This is a genomic window from Streptomyces hainanensis, from assembly GCF_004348415.1.
In the GTDB taxonomy this organism is placed as follows: Bacteria; Actinomycetota; Actinomycetes; order Streptomycetales; family Streptomycetaceae; genus Streptomyces; species Streptomyces hainanensis.
On sequence record NZ_SMKI01000080.1, the window covers coordinates 1 to 20,774 of the forward strand.

General features: G+C 71.5%; 22 protein-coding genes. 15 read left to right on the top strand and 7 right to left on the bottom strand.

What is annotated here, in order from left to right; genetic code table 11:
• Positions 1-35 precede the first annotated feature (35 nt).
• Positions 36-263, bottom strand: a complete 228-nt coding sequence (locus E1283_RS10110) for a hypothetical protein (RefSeq protein ID WP_132817609.1) — start codon at positions 261-263, stop codon at positions 36-38.
• The gene (locus E1283_RS10115; RefSeq protein ID WP_132817610.1) at positions 260-973 is read right to left on the bottom strand and encodes a hypothetical protein; all 714 of its coding nucleotides are present in this window, start codon (positions 971-973) and stop codon (positions 260-262) included. The genes E1283_RS10110 and E1283_RS10115 overlap by 4 nt, the downstream gene beginning before the upstream one ends.
• Positions 974-1,147: 174 nt before the next feature.
• Between E1283_RS10115 and E1283_RS10120 the strand changes: the two genes are divergently transcribed.
• From E1283_RS10120 to E1283_RS10130, 3 genes are all read left to right on the top strand, one after another.
• A complete protein-coding gene (locus E1283_RS10120; RefSeq protein WP_243744731.1) occupies positions 1,148-2,005 on the top strand; it encodes a helix-turn-helix domain-containing protein in 858 nt (285 codons plus the stop codon).
• A complete protein-coding gene (locus tag E1283_RS10125) occupies positions 2,002-2,202 on the top strand; it encodes a DUF397 domain-containing protein (RefSeq protein ID WP_132817611.1) in 201 nt (66 codons plus the stop codon). Before E1283_RS10120 ends, E1283_RS10125 begins: the two co-directional genes overlap by 4 nt.
• A gap of 104 nt (positions 2,203-2,306) precedes the next feature.
• Positions 2,307-2,864, top strand: coding sequence for a choice-of-anchor K domain-containing protein (locus E1283_RS10130; protein WP_132817612.1), 558 nt, complete (start codon positions 2,307-2,309; stop codon positions 2,862-2,864).
• Positions 2,865-2,888: 24 nt separating this feature from the next.
• On the opposite strand, the gene E1283_RS10135 is transcribed toward E1283_RS10130, so the two are convergent.
• Entirely contained in the window at positions 2,889-3,884 is a 996-nt protein-coding gene (locus tag E1283_RS10135; RefSeq protein WP_132817613.1) for an aldo/keto reductase, read from the bottom strand.
• 108 nt (positions 3,885-3,992) lie between these two features.
• Here E1283_RS10135 and E1283_RS10140 point away from each other — a divergent pair, with 108 nt between their 5' ends.
• Positions 3,993-4,610 (top strand): TOPRIM nucleotidyl transferase/hydrolase domain-containing protein, encoded by a 618-nt coding sequence (locus E1283_RS10140; RefSeq protein WP_132817614.1) that lies wholly within the window; start codon positions 3,993-3,995, stop codon positions 4,608-4,610.
• A gap of 10 nt (positions 4,611-4,620) precedes the next feature.
• Here E1283_RS10140 and E1283_RS10145 read toward each other — a convergent pair whose 3' ends face one another.
• The 3 genes from E1283_RS10145 to E1283_RS10155 form a co-directional block, all read right to left on the bottom strand.
• The gene (locus tag E1283_RS10145) at positions 4,621-5,220 is read right to left on the bottom strand and encodes a DinB family protein (protein WP_132817615.1); all 600 of its coding nucleotides are present in this window, start codon (positions 5,218-5,220) and stop codon (positions 4,621-4,623) included.
• Between the two features lie 49 nt (positions 5,221-5,269).
• Positions 5,270-5,746: a nitroreductase family deazaflavin-dependent oxidoreductase gene (locus E1283_RS10150; protein WP_132817627.1), complete on the bottom strand. Its 477-nt coding sequence runs from the start codon at positions 5,744-5,746 to the stop codon at positions 5,270-5,272.
• A gap of 96 nt (positions 5,747-5,842) precedes the next feature.
• On the bottom strand, positions 5,843-6,259 hold the full coding sequence (locus E1283_RS10155) for a VOC family protein (protein WP_132817616.1): 417 nt from the start codon (positions 6,257-6,259) through the stop codon (positions 5,843-5,845).
• A 51-nt stretch (positions 6,260-6,310) separates the two neighbouring features.
• Here E1283_RS10155 and E1283_RS10160 point away from each other — a divergent pair, with 51 nt between their 5' ends.
• Together E1283_RS10160 and E1283_RS10165 are read left to right on the top strand one after the other, a co-directional pair.
• Positions 6,311-7,123 carry a helix-turn-helix domain-containing protein gene (locus E1283_RS10160; protein WP_132817617.1) on the top strand — a complete coding sequence of 271 codons (813 nt, stop codon included), beginning with the start codon at positions 6,311-6,313 and terminating at the stop codon, positions 7,121-7,123.
• A 104-nt stretch (positions 7,124-7,227) separates the two neighbouring features.
• On the top strand, positions 7,228-8,157 hold the full coding sequence (locus tag E1283_RS10165; protein ID WP_132817618.1) for an aminoglycoside phosphotransferase family protein: 930 nt from the start codon (positions 7,228-7,230) through the stop codon (positions 8,155-8,157).
• Between the two features lie 25 nt (positions 8,158-8,182).
• Here the strand turns inward: E1283_RS10165 and E1283_RS37160 are convergent, their stop codons facing one another.
• The gene (locus E1283_RS37160) at positions 8,183-9,346 is read right to left on the bottom strand and encodes a WD40/YVTN/BNR-like repeat-containing protein (RefSeq protein ID WP_165956074.1); all 1,164 of its coding nucleotides are present in this window, start codon (positions 9,344-9,346) and stop codon (positions 8,183-8,185) included.
• Between the two features lie 242 nt (positions 9,347-9,588).
• On the opposite strand from E1283_RS37160, the gene E1283_RS10175 reads away from it, so the two are divergent.
• The 9 genes from E1283_RS10175 to E1283_RS10215 all read left to right on the top strand — a co-directional run.
• Complete coding sequence (locus tag E1283_RS10175; RefSeq protein ID WP_132817619.1) at positions 9,589-11,229, top strand: peptide ABC transporter substrate-binding protein; 1,641 nt, start codon at positions 9,589-9,591, stop codon at positions 11,227-11,229.
• Between the two features lie 6 nt (positions 11,230-11,235).
• Positions 11,236-12,159: an ABC transporter permease gene (locus E1283_RS10180; RefSeq protein ID WP_132817620.1), complete on the top strand. Its 924-nt coding sequence runs from the start codon at positions 11,236-11,238 to the stop codon at positions 12,157-12,159.
• 337 nt (positions 12,160-12,496) lie between these two features.
• Positions 12,497-13,555 (top strand): ABC transporter permease, encoded by a 1,059-nt coding sequence (locus E1283_RS10185; RefSeq protein ID WP_425086152.1) that lies wholly within the window; start codon positions 12,497-12,499, stop codon positions 13,553-13,555.
• A 32-nt stretch (positions 13,556-13,587) separates the two neighbouring features.
• Positions 13,588-14,592: an ABC transporter ATP-binding protein gene (locus E1283_RS10190; RefSeq protein ID WP_132817621.1), complete on the top strand. Its 1,005-nt coding sequence runs from the start codon at positions 13,588-13,590 to the stop codon at positions 14,590-14,592.
• The gene (locus E1283_RS10195) at positions 14,585-15,613 is read left to right on the top strand and encodes an ABC transporter ATP-binding protein (protein ID WP_132817622.1); all 1,029 of its coding nucleotides are present in this window, start codon (positions 14,585-14,587) and stop codon (positions 15,611-15,613) included. Before E1283_RS10190 ends, E1283_RS10195 begins: the two co-directional genes overlap by 8 nt.
• Positions 15,614-15,954: 341 nt before the next feature.
• On the top strand, positions 15,955-16,926 hold the full coding sequence (locus E1283_RS10200) for an ABC transporter permease (RefSeq protein ID WP_165956075.1): 972 nt from the start codon (positions 15,955-15,957) through the stop codon (positions 16,924-16,926).
• A 56-nt stretch (positions 16,927-16,982) separates the two neighbouring features.
• A complete protein-coding gene (locus tag E1283_RS10205; RefSeq protein WP_132817623.1) occupies positions 16,983-18,797 on the top strand; it encodes an ABC transporter substrate-binding protein in 1,815 nt (604 codons plus the stop codon).
• Positions 18,798-18,881: 84 nt separating this feature from the next.
• Complete coding sequence (locus tag E1283_RS10210) at positions 18,882-19,862, top strand: ABC transporter permease (RefSeq protein WP_132817624.1); 981 nt, start codon at positions 18,882-18,884, stop codon at positions 19,860-19,862.
• 90 nt (positions 19,863-19,952) lie between these two features.
• A partial coding sequence (locus tag E1283_RS10215; protein ID WP_243744734.1) for an ABC transporter ATP-binding protein occupies positions 19,953-20,774 on the top strand: 822 nt, incomplete at its 3' end.

The window sequence follows — 20,774 nt, forward strand, 5'->3', positions numbered from 1 at the left end:
GTTCCCGGGTGGGCGGGCGGCGGCGTGTCCGGCCCTCACCCGTCGCCCTCTTTGGCGCGGGTCAGCTCGTCGGCCTCAGCCGTCCACTCCCACCCGCTGCCGTCGACCGGACGCAGATGGGCCTCGCGCCGGACGATCCGGTCGGTCCCACGTGCCACGTACTCGAGCACGGCATCGAGCCGACCGACGCGACCGGTCGAGTCCCTGACCCTCACACCGATCAACTCGTGCGTTCCCCACCGCAGGCAGATGTCATGGTTCATCGCCGCTCCCCGTCCCGGAGTTCCGCCAGGAGGCACCCCAGGAGGGCGCCCGCGTGCGTCGTCGGATTGCGTTGCGGGTCCAGCCGGCTGAGCCAGCGGCGGCCACAACACGCGCGCCGCCCGTCCGCCAGGGTCAGATCGGGCGCCGGCAGCTTGCTGCTCCCGCCGCGACCGACGCAGTACACGTTGCGCAGCTCCCGGCGGTGAGACGGCCAGGCGGCCGCGGTGCCCGGCGGGACCAGGAACTCCACCGTTTCTCGCGCCGGCACCTCAAGCACCGGCCCGATCGCCGCGACGTGGTACGGGAGTTGGGAGAGAACCGTCAGCCCCACCGGACGGGAGACGCGGACCGTGTCCCACACCCGGCCGGCGGGCACCGACACCGCACGCCGCCAGGCCCAGGCGTCGAGAACGGCCCCTTCGCACGCCCCGGCCGCCACCGCCCAGGCGACGGCCACCGTCACGTCTCCGCCGACCGGGCCGGCCGGCGGACACATGTGGCAGACCCGCACGGCCCAGCCGAGACACCCGTCCCGAGTGAGGGTGTAGGCATGGCCGCCGGGCCGCAGCTCGCGCGTGGAGCCACATCGGGCGCACTCGCGCCGGTCGAGCCGCCGCTGTATCGCCGCCGTGACGTCGCCCAACCGCAAGAAGAAAGAGAGCAGATCAGGAGTGCTCGCGTAGGTGCTCATCGTGATGCCTGCGGCCATGGCCGCCTCCCGCCGTTGCACGTCGTGGATGGCGCCAGGATGGCGGAAATTTCGATGAGTAGAAGTCACTTTCTTGGAGTCTCACTCTTTCGGGTTACCGGCGACGACTCCCACGTAACGCACCGCGTACGCTCGGCACTTGATCGACGGGGGTGGAGTGAGGAGGGGAAGCACGTGACTCAGACACCGGTTGGGCCGGCGGGACGCATGCAGATCGCGCGCGGTCTGGTCGCCCTGCGCGAGCGCGCGGGACTCACCCAGGTTCAGGTCGCCGAGCGCGCCGGATGCTCCAAGGCAACGGTCAGTCGGTACGAGGAATGGCAGGACCGGCGCGCCGTCAAGTGGGCCACGGTCAAAGGGATCGCCGAGGCATGCGACGCCACCGTCGAAGAGCGCGATGCCTTGATCGCGATGGCCCGCGACCTCAAGGCTGGCTGGTGGGTCGGCAACCCGGCGGTGCCGCCGTGGCTTGACCCGCTCGTCTCGTTCGAGGACATGGCCGCCTATGAACGCATCGTGGCCAACACCGTTATCCCCGGGCTGCTTCAGACTCGGGCCTACGCCACCGCCGTACTTCGTGGGCAGGGCGTCGACGGCGAAGCCCTGGAGTACCAGGTCGACGCCCGCATGCGACGGCAGGAGCGGCTCTCCAAAGGGCTGAGCCTGTGGGCGATCCTGGACGAGGCCCTGCTCCGGCGCTTGGTGGGGGACGAGCAGATCATGGCCGAACAGATCGCCCACCTGCACGAGGTCGCGCGACTGCCGTCCATTGACATCCAGGTCCTACCGTTTCGCTCGGGGCCGCCGGCCGTACCCGGCCAGTTCCTGATCCTCGGCCGGGACGACGAGCGCGATCCCCGCAACACTATGGCCGTGGTCTATTTGGAGTTGCCCCGCAGGGGCGTCTACCTCGATGCTCCGGAAGATGTCACCGCCTACAAGGCGATGTTCGACCGACTGCGCGCGCAGGCTGACGGGCCCGCGCAAACCACCACCCTGCTGACCACCGCCCGACGGGAGTTCACCCAATGACCCGCCCCACCCCGGAAGACCTTGTCGCAGCCACCTGGTTCAAGAGCAGCGCCAGCAACGCCCAGAACGAGTGCGTCGAAGTCGCTCGCCTCGGCTCCGCGTGGGCCGGCATCCGCGACTCCAAAGACCCGGAGCACGCCGCCCTCATAGTGCCGGCCGGGACATTCGCCGAGCTGGTCGCCTTCGTGTCGAGGTAGGCCCCAACTGACCCGTGAGCGAGGCCACCTCCCCCGGGAGGTGGCCTCCGCCGTTGTCTCGTTTTCCCGCTTCGGTCCTCCGCGCCACGGGAACGCTTCCGTCCATGGGCTTACTCACGACCAAGGCGTACTGGACGGACGCTCCCGACTTGCCGGGCCTCAAGATTCGTCGGGATGACAACAGAAACCGAAGCGAGATCAGGTGGGGCAATCCCGTCGACGGCGACAACCAGAGCGGCTACGACTTCGAGGGCCATGGCACCAGTGGGGAACTCGGAGGGGACGATTTCCCGCTGGGAACGTTCACGCACCACAACTACCCGATCATTCTGGGCTCCTTCGAGAAGTTCTCGCTGACCCTTCAGCTTCAGGTGTACTTCCAGGACCATGACCTCCTGCACGAGTGCAGGCTGGTCTTCAACCACGACGAGACGCCCAACGTGGGCGACCACTGGAACGATCAGGTCACCCTGCCGGACGTCCATCCGGACGACGCCACGGTGCACGTCAACGGCGTCGAGTACACGGTGACCATCACCGGCTTCCTGGTGGGTAGCGGGGCGCACAAGACGAAACAGCCCAGTTTCGACACCCCCGAGGGCGAGGAACTCAGCGCCAAGATCTTCGCCCGGTTCAAGCAGACGGGTCCGCGGGGATCCTGAACGGACTGCCCGCGGCGATCCCGCTCACCGGCCCAGGACGAGGTCGACGTCGGCCAGTTGGGTTTCGGTCAGCGGGCCCTTCGCGAGCGCGCCCGCGTTCTCCTCGGCCTGGACGACCGTGCGGAAGCCGGGGATGGGGATCGTCCGTGGGCTGCGGGCCCAGATCCAGGCGAGGGCGCCCTGCGCGAGGGTGCGGCCGTCGCTCGTGAGGATGTCCCGCAGCGCGTCGACCCGCTGGAGCCAGGCCGGGTCGGCGCCGCCGTTCGCCGAGAAGCCCGGCAGCCACGCGGGCGGCGCGTTGCGGATGTCCCCGCTCTCCAGGGCGCGCCCGGCGACGTGCTTGCCGGTGAGCAGGCCCATGGCGAGCGGGCTGCGGTTGATGCTGGCGAGGTCCGACTCCGCGCAGAGGGCGAGGAGTTCGGGGGCGTCCTGGAGGATGTTCAGGCGGTGCTGGACGGCCGTGCAGTGCGGGCCCTCGGCGAAGACGGCGGCCCGGGCGGGGTCGTCCGTCGACCAGGCGTAGGCGCGGATCAGGCCCTCGCGGACGAACTCCTCGCAGACGTCGCGGAGTCGGGCGGCGCTTTCGGGGTCGGCGTCGGAGATGTGGAGCTGGTACAGGTCGACGTGGTCCGTGCCGAGGCGCCGCAGCGAAGCGGTGAGGGCGCGGCGGGCGTGCTCCGGGGAGTCGTCCTGCCCGGTCCTGGTCCTGGTCCGCTCGTCGAAGAGGTTGCCCCACTTCGTGGCGATGACGACATCGGCGCGGTGCTTGCCGAGCGCGCGGCCGAGCAGCCGCTCGCTGTGGCCGGTGCCGTACGCGTCGGCGGTGTCGAAGAAGGTGACGCCGAGGTCGAGGGCGCGCCGGACCGCCCGCACCGACTCGTCGTCGTCGACCCGGCCCCAGCCGAGCGGTTGTCCGTCGGTGGACTGCCACTCGCCGCCGATGGCCCAGCAGCCGAAGCCGAGGGCGCTCACCTCGATGCCGCTGCGGCCCAGTGCCCTGGTGTGCGTGGTGCTTTCCATACCCGTGGACGCTAGGGGTTGGAGCGCACACGAAGGCAACCCTCGCGGATGCCCTCGGTCGGCGGAAAATCCCTACCCCGTGGGGCGGAAGCGGCGGAGACTCGTGCCATGGCTGAGATGGGGGCGTTCCGGGAGGCGGTCATCGGGTGGGCGGCCGGGGGCCCGGGCGAGCCCGCGCGCGAGCTGGCCGCGCGGCTGTCGGTCCGGGCGGTCGTGCTGCTCGAAGGACCGAGCGATGTCGCGGCGCTCGACGCGCTGGCCGAGCGCCGTGGCCGGGATCTGGCGGCCGAGGGGGTCTGCGTCCTGCCGATGGGCGGCGCGATGAGCGTCGGGCGCTTCGCCGGCCTGCTCGGGCCGGCCGGCCTCGGGCTGCGCCTCACGGGGCTGTGCGACGAGGCGGAGCGCGGCTACTACGCCCGGGGCTGGGAGCGGGCCGGTGCGGCGCCGCGTGGCTTCTTCGTCTGCGCGGCCGACCTGGAGGACGAGCTGATCCGTGCGCTCGGCCAGGACCGGGTGACGGAGCTGGTGCGGGCGGAGGGCGACCTGCGCGCCCTGGAGACCTTCCTGCGCCAGCCGGCGCAGCGGGACCGCACCGCGCAGCGGCAGCTGCGGCGCTTCCTCGGCACCAAGAAGGGGCGCAAGATCCGCTACGGCCGCGTGCTGGTGGAGGCCCTCGACCCCGACGGGGTGCCGGCGCCGCTCGACGGCCTGCTCACCAGCCTCTGACCGTGTGCCCTCAGCTCCCGCCGGCCCGGCGGGCCCCCTCCTCGACGCGACCGCGGTACGCCTCCCAGGCCGCCCGGTCGCCCGGCGGCAGGTTCTCGTTGCCCTTGGTGAGGCCCGCCGTGCCGTCTATCAGCTCCCGGACGATGTCCGCGTGGCCGGCATGGCGCGTGATGTCGCTGATCACGTGCACCAGGACCCGGTGCAGCGTGACCGCCCGCCGCTCCTCGGGCCACCACGGGACGTGGCCGACGGCGTCGAGCGGCAGCGCCTCGATCGTGGCGTCCGCGTGCTGCCACGCGCGCCGGTAGAGGCCGACGATCTCCTCGCGGGACTCCTCGGGCGTGGCCCACATGTCGGCGTTGAAGTCGGCGTCCTCCCCGTACCAGGCGGGCGGCGGCTCCTCGACGAAGTACGGGCGGTCGAAGGTCTCGCCGAAGTAGCCGATCTCCACCCCGGCGGCGTGCTTGACCAGGCCCAACAGGTTGGTGCCCGTGGGGGTCAGGGGGCGGCGGGCGTCGTACTCGGAGAGACCTTCGAGCTTCCACAACAGGGCGTCGCGGGCGGACTGCAGGTAGCGGACGAGATCCGCCTTCGGGTTCGGTTCGATCACGTCGTGCAGTGTCGCACCCGGCACTGACACCGAAGGCCGCCCGCGGGTCTCAGTGCTCCTCGGGCGCCGGCTCCAGGACGAAGACCGGGATCTGCCGGTCCGTCTTCGTCTGGTAGTCCGCGTAGGGCGGGTACGCCTCGACGGCGCGCTCCCACCACACGGCCTTCTCGTCCCCGGTGACCTCGCGGGCCAGCATGTCCTGCCGCACCGGGCCGTCCTGGAGCTCGACCCGGGGGTCGGCCACCACGTTGTAGTACCAGACCGGATGCTTGGGGGCGCCGCCCAGCGAGGCGACGACGACGTAGGACCCGTCGTGTTCCACCCGCATCAGCGGGGTCTTGCGGATCCGGCCGCTCCGCGCGCCCAGGGTGGTCAGGACGACGACCGGCAGGTCGCGCAGGGCCGGGTCGTTCACCCCGCGGAACCCCAGCGTCGTGGCCTCCGCGCCAGCCGAGCTCTCGTACCGCTCCACCTGCTCACGCACTGACTGTTCCGTGCTCGGCTCGTACTCACCCTTGAGTGGCATCGTGTCCCTCTCCGCGTCGTCGTCGGCGTCCTCGGTCACCGGAACACGGCGACCGAGGACGTCATTCCCGGTGGGACACGGCTACCAGACGGAACGTCAGGCGCCGTCGGGACGAGGCCGGTGGTGGACGTATTCGACACTGGTTCCGTCCGGGTGGCGGGCGGAGAAGCCGGCACCGGTCGGGACGGGCTGAAGCGGCTGCCAGATCTCCGCGCCGGCGGCCACCAGCCGGTCGTGGTAGGGCCGGACGTCGTCCACCAGCAGCGTCCCCGCGGTGTCGCGGAACGGGCGCAGGTCCTCGGTCGAGCCCTCGATCAGCAGGAACGCGCCGACCATGGCGAGCCGCAGCGTCCGGAACGAGAAGCGGCCGTCGGCCGGCACGCCCTGGATCCGCTCGTAGAAGGGGACGGCGGCCTCCAGCCGGCCGGGTGCGAGGAAGACCCGCACGAACACGCGGGGGTCGGCGAGGCCGGACGAGTCGTTGCGGGTGCGCCAGAACAGTTCTTCGGTCATGCGGGCAGCCTCGCCGGCCGGGGGGTGGGCCGGAAGGCCACCGTTCATGGGGTGAGTGGGACTCATAGGATCGTCGGCATGGAGGCCGACGCGCTGCGCCGTGAGTTGGGCGCCCACCTGCGGGCGCACCGCGCGCTGGTCAGCCCGGAGCAGGTCGGGCTCCCCGGCGGCGGCCGGCGCCGGGCCCCCGGGCTGCGGCGGGAGGAGGTGGCCGCGCTCGCCGGGGTGAGCCTGGCTTGGTACACCTGGCTCGAACAGGGGCGGGTGGCCGTCTCGCGGCAGGTCGTCGACGCGGTCTGCCGGGCGCTGCGGATGCCGTCGGCCGCGCACCGGCACGCGCTCGCGCTGGCGGGCTTCCGCCCCGCGGAGCCGGCGGGCGAGAGCCGGGCCGTGGCCCCCGCGACGCGGGCACTGATCGACGGCTGGCCGGACACCGCGGCGCTGGTGCTCGACGAACGGTTCGACATCCTGGCCTGGAACGCGGCCCACCGCCGGCTCTGGGGCGACCCGGCGGCGGTGCCGGCCGACCGCCGGAACCTGCTGCTGCTCCTGGCGGCGGCCCGCGACCGGATGCCGGCCGCCGACGCGGAGCCGCTGCTGCGGGGGCTCTTCGAACACTTCCGAGCGGCCACCGGGCACGCGCCCGGGCACCCGAGGACGGCCGGGATCACGCGGCTGCTCGCCGCCGAACGCCCCGACGTCGCCCCCTGGTGGCAGTGTCGCGCGGTAGGGGACTTCCCCCCGACGACGGCGACCGTGACCGGCACCGGCCGGCTGACGTTCACCCTGCTCCGCCCGGTGGCCGAACCGGACCGCTACCTCCTGGCCCAGACGCCGGACCGCCCGGTTCGGCCGGCGGGTTAGGGTGGGGCCGATGATGTGATGCCTGCCCGGACGACCCCGGGCGCCGCCGTGACTCCTTCGTTCGTCGCGTCTCTCGATCCACGACCCACGAAGGAGCCCTTTCCATGACCACGTCGACCTCCATCGACGTCCCCGGCGCGTTCGCCGCGTCCTACGGCGCCCACGGCGCGGAGGAGCGGGCCTGGCTCGCCGAACTGCCGCGGCTCGGCGCCGAGTTGCTCGACCGCTGGGACCTGCGGCCCGACGGTGCCTCCGCGTTCGGCATGGCCTCGCTCGTGCTGCCGGTGCGGCGCGCCGACGGCACGCCGGCCGTGCTCAAGCTGCAACAGCTCCGCGCCGAGACCGCCGGCGCCGCGGCCGGCCTGCGCGTCTGGGACGGCGCCGGCATCGTCCGGCTGCTCGAACACGACGAGCCGAGCAGCTGCCAGCTCCTCGAACGACTCGACGCCGCCCGGCCGCTCTCCGCCGTGCCCGACGACCGCGAGGCCCTGCGGATCATCGCCGGGCTGCTGGCCCGGCTGACCGCGGTGCCGGCGCCGCCCGGCGTCCGCCGGCTGGCCGACATCGCGACCGACATGCTCGACCAGAGCCCGGCGGCCGCGGCGGCGCTCGCCGACCCGGCCGAGCGGGCGCTGGTGCGGCACTGCGCGGCCGCCGTCGCCGAGCTCGTCGGCGAGGCGGGCGACCGGCTGCTCCACTGGGACCTGCACTACGACAACGTGCTGGCCGCCGAGCGCGAGCCGTGGCTGGCCATCGACCCCGAACCGCTCGCCGGCGACCCGGGGTTCGACCTGCTGCCGGCCCTGGACAACCGCTGGGACGAGGTCGTCGCCGGCGGCGACGTCGCCCGCGCCGTCCGCTACCGCTTCGACCTGCTGACCGAGGCCCTCGACCTGGACCGCGACCGTGCCGTCGGCTGGACGCTGGGCCGCGTCCTGCAGAACAGCCTCTGGGACGTCGAGGACGGCAAGCCCGCCCTCGACCCGGTCCAGGTCGCCATCGCCCACGCGCTGTCCCCCGGCGCGGCCAGCTGAGCCCGGGGGTCACGCGGCGCGCGGGTCAGCCGCGGCCGCTGCCCAGGATGACGGTGCGCCAGGTGAAGCCGTCGGTCGAGACGCGGTAGTGGCCGGGGTTGGTGAGGTCGGTCAGCAGGTAGCCGGCGGGGGTGACCTCGGGGCGTTCCGGCGGTGAGCCGGGGCGGCTGATGGTCCAGTCCTGGCCGTCGTTCTCGCTGCGGTAGATGGCGTCGGACGCGTACATCAACAGGCTGCCGTCGGACGCCGCGATCGGGGTGCCGAGGACGGTGCGCGGGGTGGTGCCCGGGGGGTACGTCCAGACGGGGTCCCAGGTCGCGCCGCCGTCCGTGCTGCGGTGGACGGCCAGGACGCCGGTGCCCTCGCCGGCCCTGGCCGTGCCGCTCTCGAAGACGTACAGCACGTCGGGCCCGGCGGCCAGGGTCTGTGAGGTGACGCCGGCGGTCGTCGGCAGCGGCAGCCGGTCCCAGCTGCGGCCGCGGTCGTGGCTGACGACCACGGCCCGGTGGCCGGTGGCCGGGTCGACGCCCGAGGTCCAGAACGCGCCGTCCGGGAGGATGCCGGGCCAGCCCAGGTTGTTCAGCGCGGGCTGCCCGGCCAGCCGCCGGTACTCGCCGGAGTCCGGCATCAGCACCTCCAGCCCGTCCTCGTCGGCCGTGAGGATCGCCCCGTCGGGGATCTCCTCGACCGTGCCCGCGGCGTTCGTGCTCGCGGCCGGCTGCCAGCTGCGGGCGCCGTCCGTGGTGACCCAGTGCCGCTCGACGCCGTCGTCGAGGACGGCGGAGATCCGGGCGACGCCGGGGCCGGCCGCCTCCAGGGAGTGCGGCACGTCGCGGCTGTCGCCGGCCGGGATCGGGGAATCGCGTACGGCCCAGCCGGCGCCGTCCTCCAGGACGGCGACCCGGTAGGCGCACCGATCGGCGCGCTCGGCCTCCGCCCCCGCGGCGTCGGCGGCGCACTCGGTGACCAGCGCGAAGGCGTTCGCCTCGTCGACGAAGCGGAGCGAGAACGCCTGCCCTGGCAGCTCGGTGCCCGAGGGCACGTCGGGCGGCACCGCCGACGGCTCGGGCGTGGGGTCGAGGGAGGGCGGCGGTGTCTCGACGCCCTCGCGGTCGTCGTTTCGGCTCTGCCCGCTGTTCCCCGGTGAGGTGCAGCCGAGCAGGGTGGCGGTCGCGGTGAGGAGAACCATCGGTATAACGATTAACCCGCTGCGCATGCTCGGTAGATACCCATTCGCGGCGTCCGGCAAATGGGGGGTTCTGGGCAACTCTTCGCATGGATCAGGACAGAAAAGGCGACTTATAGCGAGAGCAAATGATCTTATGTGCTCGAATGCGGTTTGCCGGTCGTGCCCCGATATTCGTCGGAGCCTGACGGTACCTGTCGATATCCAGTGATACCCGTCGATACCCGCGGTCGAGGAGGCGTCCCATGCTCGGAACGACCCGCCGGAACCGCGGGCTGGCCGGCGCCCTCGTCCTCGCCGCCGCGGTGGCCGGCCCGGCCTGCGGCGGCGGGTACGGCTCGGGGGAGGGGCCCGACGGGGTGGTCAGGGCCTCCTGGGGCGACCCGCAGCACCCGCTCGAGCCGGCCAACACCAACGAGGTACAGGGCGGCAAGGTCCTCGACATGATCTTCCGGGGCCTCAAGCGCTACAACCCCGAGACCGGCCGCGCCGAGGACGCCATGGCCGAGTCGATCACCACCACCGACCAGCGGAACTTCACCGTCACGATCAAGGACGGCTGGACCTTCAGCGACGGCACCCCGGTGACCGCGCGCAGCTACGTGGACGCCTGGAACTACGGTGCCCACGTCGACAACGCCCAGGTCGCCAGCTACTTCTTCCAGTTCATCGACGGCTACGACGAGGTCCACCCGTCGGAGGAGGGCGACAAGCCGACCGCCGACACCCTCGGCGGGCTGCGGCTGGTGGACGACCGCACCTTCACCGTCCGGCTCAGCGAGCCCTTCTCGCTCTGGCCCGACACCCTCGGCTACGCCGCCTACGCGCCGCTGCCCCGCTCCTTCTTCGAGGACCACGACGCCTGGCTGGCCAAGCCGGTCGGCAACGGCCCCTACCGGATCGACTCGTACCGCAAGAACCAGTCGATGAGGCTGGTCCGCCACGAGGACTACGCCGGCGCCGACCGGGCCAGGAACAAGGGCGTCGAACTGCGCGTCTACACCGACAGCAACACGGCCTACACCGATCTCCAGGCGGGCAACCTCGATCTGGTCGACGACGTGCCGGCGGCCCAACTGGCCAACGCCCAGCGCGATCTCGGCGACCGCTACCTGAACCAGCCGGCCGGGATCATCCAGGCCGTCGCCTTCCCGCTCTACCACGACGACTGGCGGGGCGAGGACGGCGCGAAGCTGCGCCGCGGCCTCTCCATGGCCATCGACCGCGAGGCCATCACCAACCGGATCTACCACGACACCCGCACCCCGGCCTCCGACTACACCTCGCCGGTGCTCGGTGCCGAGGGCGGCTGGCAGAAGGGCCTCTGCGGGGAGGTCTGCGAGTACCACCCGGACCGGGCCAGCGAGTTGATCGAGGAGGCGGGTGGCCTGCCGGGCGGCCGGGTCACCCTGACCTCCAACGTCGACACCGGCTCCCACCGGCAGTGGATGGACGCCGTCTGCAACAGCATCAACAACGCCCTGGACGACACGGACGCCTGCACCGTCGAACCGGTGCCCACCTTCGCCGACTTCCGCAACCGGGTCGGCGACCGGAAGATGACCGGAATGTTCCGGTCCGGTTGGCAGATGGACTACCCGTTGATCCAGAACTTCCTTCAACCGATCTACTACACCGACGCCTCCTCCAACGACTCCGGCTACCGGAGCGACGAGTTCGACGAGGCGGTGGACCGGGCGAACGCCAGCGCCGACGAGGCCGGGGCGGTCCGGGCCTTCCAGGACGCCCAGGGCGTACTGGTGCGCGACCTGCCCGCCATCCCGCTCTGGTACCAGAACGGCACGGCGGGACACTCGGAGCGGGTCAGCGACGTCCGGCTCAACCCCTTCTCGGTGCCGGTCTTCACCGACATCCGGGTGAGCTGAGGCGCCATGGCCCGCTACCTGGTGAGACGCCTGGCGCAGATGGTGCCGGTGTTCCTCGGCGCCACCTTCCTGATCTTCGTGATGGTCTACGCGCTCGGCGACCCGGTCACCGCGCTCTTCGGCGACCGCGGCCCCGACCCGGCCACCGCCGCCGCGCTGCGCGCCGAGTTCCACCTCGACGAGCCCGTGTGGCGGCAGTACGTGCTCTACATGGGGCAGATCTTCTCCGGCGACTTCGGCACCGCGTTCAACGGAGAGCCCGTCACCGACCTGATGGGCCGGGCGTTTCCGATCAGCTTCCGGCTGATGGTGATCGCCCTGGTGCTCGAAATGATCCTCGGCATCGCCCTCGGCGTCGTCACCGGGCTACGGCGCGGCCGATCGCTCGACACCTCGGTGCTGATGCTCACGCTGGGCGTGATCGCCGTGCCCACCTTCGTGCTCGGCACCACGGCCCAGTACCTGTTCGGGGTCCGGCTCGGCTGGGTCAGCCCGGCCGTCAGCCCCGACCCCACGGTCCGTGAGCTGCTGCTGCCCGGGCTGATCCTCTCCCTGGTGTCGCTCGCCTACGTCACCCGGCTGACCAGGACCTCCGTCGCCGAGAACGCCCGCGCCGACTACATCCGCACCGCCGTCGCCAAGGGCCTGCCACGCCGCCGGGTGACGGTCCGCCACCTGCTGCGCAACTCGCTGATCCCGGTGGTCACCTACCTCGGCGCGGACATCGGCACGCTGATGGCCGGCGCCATCGTCACCGAGCGGATCTTCAACATCCAGGGCGTCGGCTTCCAGCTCTACCAGGGAGTCCTGCGGCAGAACTCGGCGACGGTGGTCGGCTTCGTGGTGGTGCTGGTGCTGATCTTCCTGCTGGCCAACCTGTTCGTCGACATCCTCTACGCCGTGCTCGACCCGAGGATCCGCTATGCCTGATGACCTGCCGGTCGGGCCCGCAGCCTCCGACCCGCCGCCGTCGCCTGCGGCGGGCAGGCCCGACGACGATGCGGCGTCGCCGACGGCGCCCGGGCCGGCGTCGGCGCGGCCGGTGCCGTCGCCTGCGGCGGGCGGGCCCGACGGCGATGGTGTGGTGCCGTCGCCTGCGGCGGGCGGGCCCGACGGTGACGGTGTGGTGCCGCCGGTCGAGGCCGGTGCGTCCGACCCGTCGTCGCCGGACGACCTGTCGCCGACGTCTGCGGCGGGCGGGCGCGACGACGATGCGGCGTCGCCGACGGCGCCCGGGCCGGCGGCCTCGCCGGCGTCGGCGCGGCCGGTGCCGGCCGGGGCTGGCGCGTCCGACCCGTCGTCGCCGGTGCTGGCCGGGGCCGGGGCGTCCGGCCCGACGCCGGTGCCGGCTTCGGCCGGTGACGGCGCCGTGCCGCCGGGGGGTCGGCAGCCGGACTCGCCGACGGCGCCTGGGCCGGCGGCTCCGCCGCCGCCGACGGCGGCCTCCGGGCCGGAGGCCTCGGCGCCGGCGGGCGAGGCCCGGGGCCTGTGGACGGACGCCTGGCACGACCTGCGCCGCAACCCGGTCTTCGTCGTCTCGGCGCTGCTGATCCTCTTCCTCCTGGTCATCGCGCTGTGGCCGGGGCTGATCGCCGGCCAGGACCCGCAGCGCTGCGAGCTCGGCCGCTCCCTCCAGGGCCCGAGCGCCGGGCACTGGTTCGGCTTCGACACCCAGGGCTGCGACGTGTACACCCGCACCGTGTACGGCGCCCGCGCCTCGATCGCGGTCGGCGTCTGCGCCACCCTGGGCGTGGCCGTCCTCGGCACGGTGGTCGGCGGCCTCGCCGGCTTCTTCGGCGGCTTCTGGGACGGGCTGCTCTCCCGGCTCACGGACGTCTTCTTCGGCATCCCGATGGTGCTCGGCGCGATCGTCTTCCTCTCCATGGTCACGCTCACCGGCATCTGGCCGGTGGTCGTGGTGATCGCCGCGCTCAGCTGGCCGCAGATCGCCAGGATCGCCCGCGGCGCGGTGCTCACCGCCAAGGAGCACGACTACGTGCAGGCCGCCAGGGCGCTGGGCGCCGGCACCCCCCGGGTGCTGTTGCGGCACATCCTGCCCAACGCGATCGCGCCCGTCATCGTGATGGCGACGATCATGCTCGGCACGTTCATCGCGCTGGAGGCCACGCTCAGCTACCTCGGGGTCGGCCTCAAGCCACCCAGCGTCTCGTGGGGCGTGGACATCTCGGCCGCCTCCGACGGCATGCAGTTCCGCAACGCCCCGCACATCCTCTTCTACCCGGCCGCCGCGCTCAGCGTCACCGTGCTGGCCTTCATCATGCTCGGCGACGCGGTCCGGGACGCCCTCGATCCCAAGCTCCGCTGACGCCCCCACCGTCGAAAGGGGCTCGGATGCCCATGCTGCTCGAAGTCCAGGACCTGAGCGTGGAGTTCGACACCCGCGACGGGGTGGTCAGGGCGGTGGACGGGGTCGGCCTCGCGCTGGCGGCCGGCGAGACGCTGGCGGTGCTCGGCGAGTCCGGATCGGGCAAGTCGGTGACGGCGCAGGCCGTGATGGGCATCCTGGACAGCCCGCCGGGCCGGATCACCGGTGGACGGGTGCTGTTCCAGGGGCGGGACCTGCTCACCCTCTCCGCCGAGGAGCGCCGGCGGATCCGGGGCGAGCGGATGGCGATGATCTTCCAGGACGCGCTCTCCGCCCTCAACCCGGTGCTGACCGTGGGATTCCAGCTGGCCGAGATGTTCCGGGTGCACCGCGGCATGTCGCGCCGGGAGTCGGCGGCCCGGGCCGTGGGGCTGATGGACCGGGTCGGCATCCCGGCGGCGGCACGGCGGGCCGGCGACTACCCGCACCAGTTCTCGGGCGGCATGCGGCAGCGCGTCATGATCGCCATGGCGCTGGCCCTGGAGCCCGAGCTGATCATCGCGGACGAGCCGACCACCGCGCTGGACGTGACGGTGCAGGCGCAGGTGATGGACCTGCTGGCCGAGCTGCGGCGCGAGTACCGGATGGGGCTCATCCTGATCACCCACGACCTGGGCGTGGTCGCCGACGTCGCCGACCGGATCGCGGTGATGTACGCCGGTCGGATCGTGGAGCAGGCGCCGGTGCGCGAGCTGTACCGCAGGCCGGCGCACCAGTACACCCGGGGGCTGCTCGAGTCGGTGCCGCGGCTCGACCGGAAGGGCCGGGAGCTGGCCGCGATCCGGGGGCTGCCGCCCAGCCCGTCGCGAGTGCCGAGCGGCTGCGCGTTCCACCCGCGCTGCCCGGTGGCCCGCGAGATGTGCCGGGCCGACCCGGTGCCGCCGCTCTACCAGGTGCGGATGGCGGCCGAGCCGGCCGCGGACGCGGCCGGCAGGACGAGCGCCTGCCACTTCTGGAAGGAGACGGTCGGTGGTTGAGCCGTGGGGCCGGAACGAGCCGATCCTCCAGGTGCGGAACCTGGTCAAGCACTTCCCGCTGACCCGGGGCGCGTTGATCAGGCGTCAGGTCGGCGCGGTGCGCGCCGTCGACGGGGTCTCGTTCGACCTGCGCGCCGGGGAGACGCTGGGGATCGTGGGGGAGTCGGGGTGCGGGAAGTCCACGGTGGCGCGGCTGCTGGTCAGCCTGGAGCGGCCCACGGCCGGCGAGATCCGCTACCGCGGCGAGGACGTCGCCACGCTGTCGGCGCGGGCGCTGCGGGCGGTGCGCCGGAACATCCAGATGGTGTTCCAGGACCCCTATACCTCGTTGAATCCGCGGATGACGGTGGGGGATATCGTCGGAGAGCCCTTCGAGATCCATCCCGAGGTCGCGCCCAAGGGCGACCGGCGGCGCCGGGTGCGGGATCTGCTCGACGTGGTCGGGCTCAATCCCGAGTATCTGAACCGGTATCCGCACCAGTTCTCCGGCGGGCAGCGGCAGCGCATCGGCATCGCGCGCGGGCTCGCCCTCAACCCGGAGATCATCGTGGCCGACGAGCCGGTGTCGGCGCTCGACGTCTCGGTGCAGGCGCAGGTGATCAACCTGATGAGGCGGCTCCAGCAGGAGTTCGGCCTCTCCTATGTGTTCATCGCCCACGACCTTTCGGTGGTGCGTCATATCTCGGACCGGGTCGCGGTGATGTACCTGGGAAAGATCGTGGAAATCGGTTCTGATCGGGAAATCTACGAACACCCCACGCATCCCTACACCCAGGCGTTGCTCTCCGCGGTTCCGACGCCGGATCCCGGCGCGAGCCGGCGCGACGAGCGGATCATTCTGGTGGGAGACGTGCCGTCGCCGGCCGATCCGCCGTCAGGATGCCGTTTCAGGACGCGTTGTTGGAAGGCGGGGGAGCGGTGTGCGGAGTCGGCACCGCCGCTGGCCGTGCCTCTGGCATTCGCGGCAGCGACGGACTCGGCGCGCCACGAGTCCGCCTGTCACTACGCGGCGGAGGGCTAGTCGGGGCCGGGTCGTGCAACCGGGGCGGTGGACTCTCGGCCGCACCGCCCCGGTCTACGGCACCCGCACGGCCGTACCGCATCAGTGTGGGACGTTCGCATATCGGTGTGGCGTCTGGCAGGTTGCCGCCTTGTTAACACGCCGGGGTCCCTGTTTGTCTGCACATTTCCGAAAGCATCCGACCCCGTCAAGCACGATTCTGCGTCAATCCGCATAACCTCGGCTCACCATTCGACCATCATAGGTTGATACCACTGCTACCTCTTGACGGGTAAGTCGGTGCCTTGCCACAGTCCCGCTCTACACGCATCGCGTCATGCGACCACAGTCGGGGGGACTTGATGTCCAGCCAAACCGAGGCCGTCGAGGCCGAACTGGTAGGGCGTTCGCCGGGGCAGCTGATGTGGCGTCGTTTCCGGCGCGACCGGGTCGGCGTCATATCCGCCTGCGTCGTGGTGACGTTCTTCGCGCTCGGCCTGCTCGCCCCGGTGATCTCCGCGCTCTACGGCAAGGACCCCTACACCAGGTACGGACAATTAGATCCGGGCCTGCTCAACCAGTACGGCTATCCCGTCAAGCCCAACGGCGGCATGGACGGTGAATTCTGGTTCGGCATCGAGCCGTTCACCGGCCGGGACGTGTTGACGACGCTGCTCTACGGAATACGCACCTCGCTGCTCATCGCCCTCGCGGTGACCGTGCTCGCCGTCGTCACCGCGATCCTCCTCGGTATCGCCGCCGGCTATCTCGGCGGCCGCTGGGACTTTTTCATCAGCCGCGGCATCGACCTGCTGATGGCCTTTCCGCAGCAACTGTTCTTCGTGGCCTTCCTGCCGATCATCGCCACCCTCTTCGTGGATCCACGGGAGGAGACCCCCACCTACGTCAAGGTGGTCTCCATCATCCTGGTGCTCTGGGCCCTCGGCTGGATGACCCTGGGCCGCATCCTGCGCGGCGCCACCCTGGCCCTGCGGGAACGCGAGTTCATCGAGGCCGCCCGGGTCAGCGGCGCCTCCCCCTGGCGGATCATCCGCAGGGAACTGCTGCCCAACGTGGTGTCCCCGATGCTGGTGCAGTCGACCTACATGCTGCCCAACTTCGTGACGACGGCCGCCGCCCTCTCCTTCCTCGGCGTGGGGCTGACCGAGCCGACCCCCGACTGGGGCCGGATGTTCTCCCTGGCGGCCGAGGTCTACCGCAGCGACATCACCTACATGTTCTTCCCCGGGGTCGCCATGGTGATCTTCGTGGTCGCCTTCAACCTCCTGGGGGATTCGGTCAGGGACGCGTTCGACCCCAAGACCGTGCGCTAGCAGCCTCGTACAGCCTCGTACAGCCGACCAACGAACGGGCAGGTGGGAACGTACCGATGAGCACCAGAGCACCACGCAGAGCACGCGTCGCCGCAGTCTCCCTGGCCATCACGGGGGCACTGGTCCTCAGCGCCTGCAGCAGCGGTGGAGGCGGCGGCCCCGACGGGGAGGGCGGCGAGGACACCGCCGCGCCCGAGACGTCGGCGGCCATCTCCTTCGGCGACGCCGAGGCGTCCACCGGGCCCGCCGAGGAAGTGCCGGGCGCCACCCCGGGCGGCACCGTCCAGGTGCTCCAGCAGACCTCGCCCGACCACCTGGACCCGGCCCAGATCTACGTCTCCCACGAGTCCAACCTCGCCCGCCTGATCCACCGCGGCCTCACCTACGTGCGGCTCGACAACGAGGGCAACTACACGGTGGTCGGCGACCTGGCCACCGACTCGGGCACGGTCTCCGACGACGGCCGCACCTGGACGTACACCCTCAAGGAAGACATCTTCTTCAACGACGGCACGCCGATCACCTCGGCCGACCTCCGGCACACCTTCGAGCGGCAGTTCGCGCCCTTCATCACCCAGGGCCCCAGCTACGTCCAGCAGTGGCTGGCCGGCACCGGCGGCGCCGACTACCGCGAACTGCTGCCCGAGGGCCCCTACGAGGGCGACCACCTGCCCGACTCCGTGCTGGAGACCCCCGACGAGCGGACCATCGTCTTCCACTTCGCCGAGCCCCAGAACGACCTGCCCTACGCCCTCGCCACCCCCGGCTACGCGGTGGTCTCGGCCGAGGGCGACACCCAGGAGGCGTACGACCAGGACCCGGTCACCTCGGGCCCCTACCAGATCGAGGACTTCCGCTCCGGCCGCTCGATGACGCTGACCCGCAACGAGTACTGGCAGCCGGAGACCGACCCGGCGCGCAACGCCTACCCCGACAGCTACGAGATATCGTTCGGCCACAGCCTGGAGGACTCCACCGCCCGGCTGATGGCCGACAACGGCGACAACCAGTACGCCACCAGCTTCAACAACGGCCTCGACGCCGGCAACGGGCCCACCGTGATGGAGGACCCGGCGATCCGCGAGCGGCTGATCGACGGCTTCCAGCCCTACGTGGCCACCCTGGCGATCAACACGGACCGGGTCACCGACGAGCTGGTCCGCGAGGCGATCATCCGCGCCGTGCCCCTCAACGGCGTCCTCAACGCCTACGGCGGCACCATCGGCGGCCAGTACGCGGGCGGCATCATCTCGCCGCTGCTGCCCGGGTACCAGGAGGACTACGACCCCTTCGGCAAGCTCGCCAACCCGCAGGGCGACATCGAGGGGGCCCGCGCGCTGCTGGAGGAGGCCGACGCGGTCGGCTACCGGCTCAACTACGTCAACAACACGGCCCCCGAGGACCAGCAGGCCGCGGTCGCCATCGCGGACGCCCTGGAGTCCGCCGGCTTCGACGTCAACCGCACCGAGGTGCCGCCGGAGACCTACTACGACACCATCGGCGTGGTCGACAGCGAACTCGACATCTACCGCAGCAGCTGGGGCCACGACTGGCTCTCCGCCGCCACCGTGATCCCGCCGCTCTTCGACGGCCGGCAGATCCAGGACGGCGCCTCCAACTACAGCCACCTGAACGACGAGCACGTCAACTCGGAGATCGACCGGATCCGGACGATCACCGACCCGGCGGAGGCGGCCGCGGCCTGGGTCGAACTCAGCCAGTACATCCAGGAGGAGACGCTGTCGTTCGTGCCGACCTTCTACTACCGGCAGACCATCCTGCACGGCTCCCGGATCGGCGGCGGCGTCTTCAACGACGACCTCGGCACCATCGACATGCAACGGCTCTACGTCATCCAGGACGAGGGCTAGACCACGGCCGGGCCGGGGCCACCCGCCCCGGCCCGGCGCCCGTTCGTTCCCCGGCCAGGCCGACACCGAAGGCTGCTACCGACGATGCTCCGCTTCCTCCTCCGGCGATCGCTCGGCGCCGTCGCCATCCTGGTGATCATCAGCGCCGTCACGTTCTTCCTCTTCTACGCGATCCCGCGCAACCCCGCGCTGCTCGCGTGCGGCAAGGGCATCTGCACCGACGAGCAACTCGCCGTCGTCGAGGCCAACCTGGGCATCGACCGGCCGGTCCCGGTGCAGTACTGGGAGTACATGGTCGGGATCTTCGCGGGCCGCGACTTCCCCGCCGGCCACTGCCCGGCGCCCTGCCTCGGCTTCTCCTTCCGGAACAACACCCCGGTCCTCGACACCATCCTCGACCGGCTGCCCACCACCGTCTCGCTCACCGTCGGCGGCGCCGTGGTCTTCCTCACCCTCGGCCTGGCCCTCGGCATGCTGGCCGCCTGGCGGCAGGGCGGGCTGCTCGACAAGACCATGAGCTCCACCTCGCTGGTGCTCAGCTCGATGCAGATCTACTTCCTCGGCCCGCTGGCGCTGGCACTCCTCGTCTACAACAACCAGATCCTGCCGCAGCCCACCTACGTGCCGTTCACCGAGGACCCGCTCGGCTGGTTCCAGGGGCTGCTGCTGCCCTGGCTGGTACTGGCCACCATCTTCACCGCCAACTACACGCGTATGGCCAGGGCCACCCTGATCGAACAGCTCCAGGAGGACCACGTCCGCACCGCGCGGGCCAAGGGCATGAGCCCCCGCACCGTGTTCTTCCGCTACGCCTGGCGCGGCTCGCTGATACCCGTCGTCACCATCTTCGGCATCGACCTCGGCTCGCTCTTCGGCGGCGCCATGATCACCGAGTTCACCTTCGCGCTGCCCGGACTCGGGCGCCTCGCCGTCGAGTCCGTCACCCAGTCCAACCTCCCCATGCTGATGGGCGTGATGCTCTTCGCCGCCCTGATGATCGTCCTCTTCAACATCATCGTCGACGCCTGCTACGCGCTCATCGACCCGCGCGTGCGGCTGGCCTAGGAGCTGACCGACGTGACCACCACAAGTCAGGCCCCGGGCGGCGAGACCGCCGGCACGACCACGGGGGCGGCCGAGGGGCCCTTCCTCTCCGTGCGTGACCTGCGCGTGCACTTCACCACCGAGGACGGCACGGTCCGGGCCGTCGACGGGCTCTCCTTCGACGTCGAACGCGGCAGGACGCTCGGCATCGTCGGCGAGTCGGGATCCGGCAAGTCGGTCGCCAACCAGGCCGTGCTCGGGCTGCACAACCCCAGCAACACGTCGATATCCGGCCAGATCCTGCTGGACGGCGAGGAGCTGACCACCGTCGGCGAACGCCGGCTGGAGCGGCTCCGCGGCAACAAGGTCGCCATGGTCTTCCAGGACCCGCTCACCGCGCTCTCGCCCTACTACACCGTGGGCCGGCAGATCGGCGAGCCCTTCCGCAAGCACCGCGGCGCCAACCGGCGCCAGGCACGCGAGCGCGCCATCGACATGCTCGCCAAGGTCGGCATCCCCAACCCGCGACGGCGCGTCGACGACTACCCGCACCAGTTCTCCGGCGGCATGCGGCAACGCGCCATGATCGCCATGGCCCTGGTCTGCGACCCCGACCTGCTGATCGCCGACGAACCCACCACCGCCCTCGACGTCACCGTCCAGGCCCAGATCCTCGACCTGCTGCTCGAACTCCAGCGGGAGTTCGGCTCGGCGATCATCATGATCACCCACGACCTGGGCGTGGTCTCCCGGGTCTCCGACGACATCCTGGTGATGTACGGGGGCCGCGCCGTCGAACGCGGCGCCGCCCGCGAGGTGCTGAACCGCCCCCAACACCCGTACACCTGGGGGCTGCTGAGCTCGATGCCGCGGCTGGGCGGCGACGTGGGCCGGGACCTCGTGCCCATCACCGGCACCCCGCCCAGCCTGCTC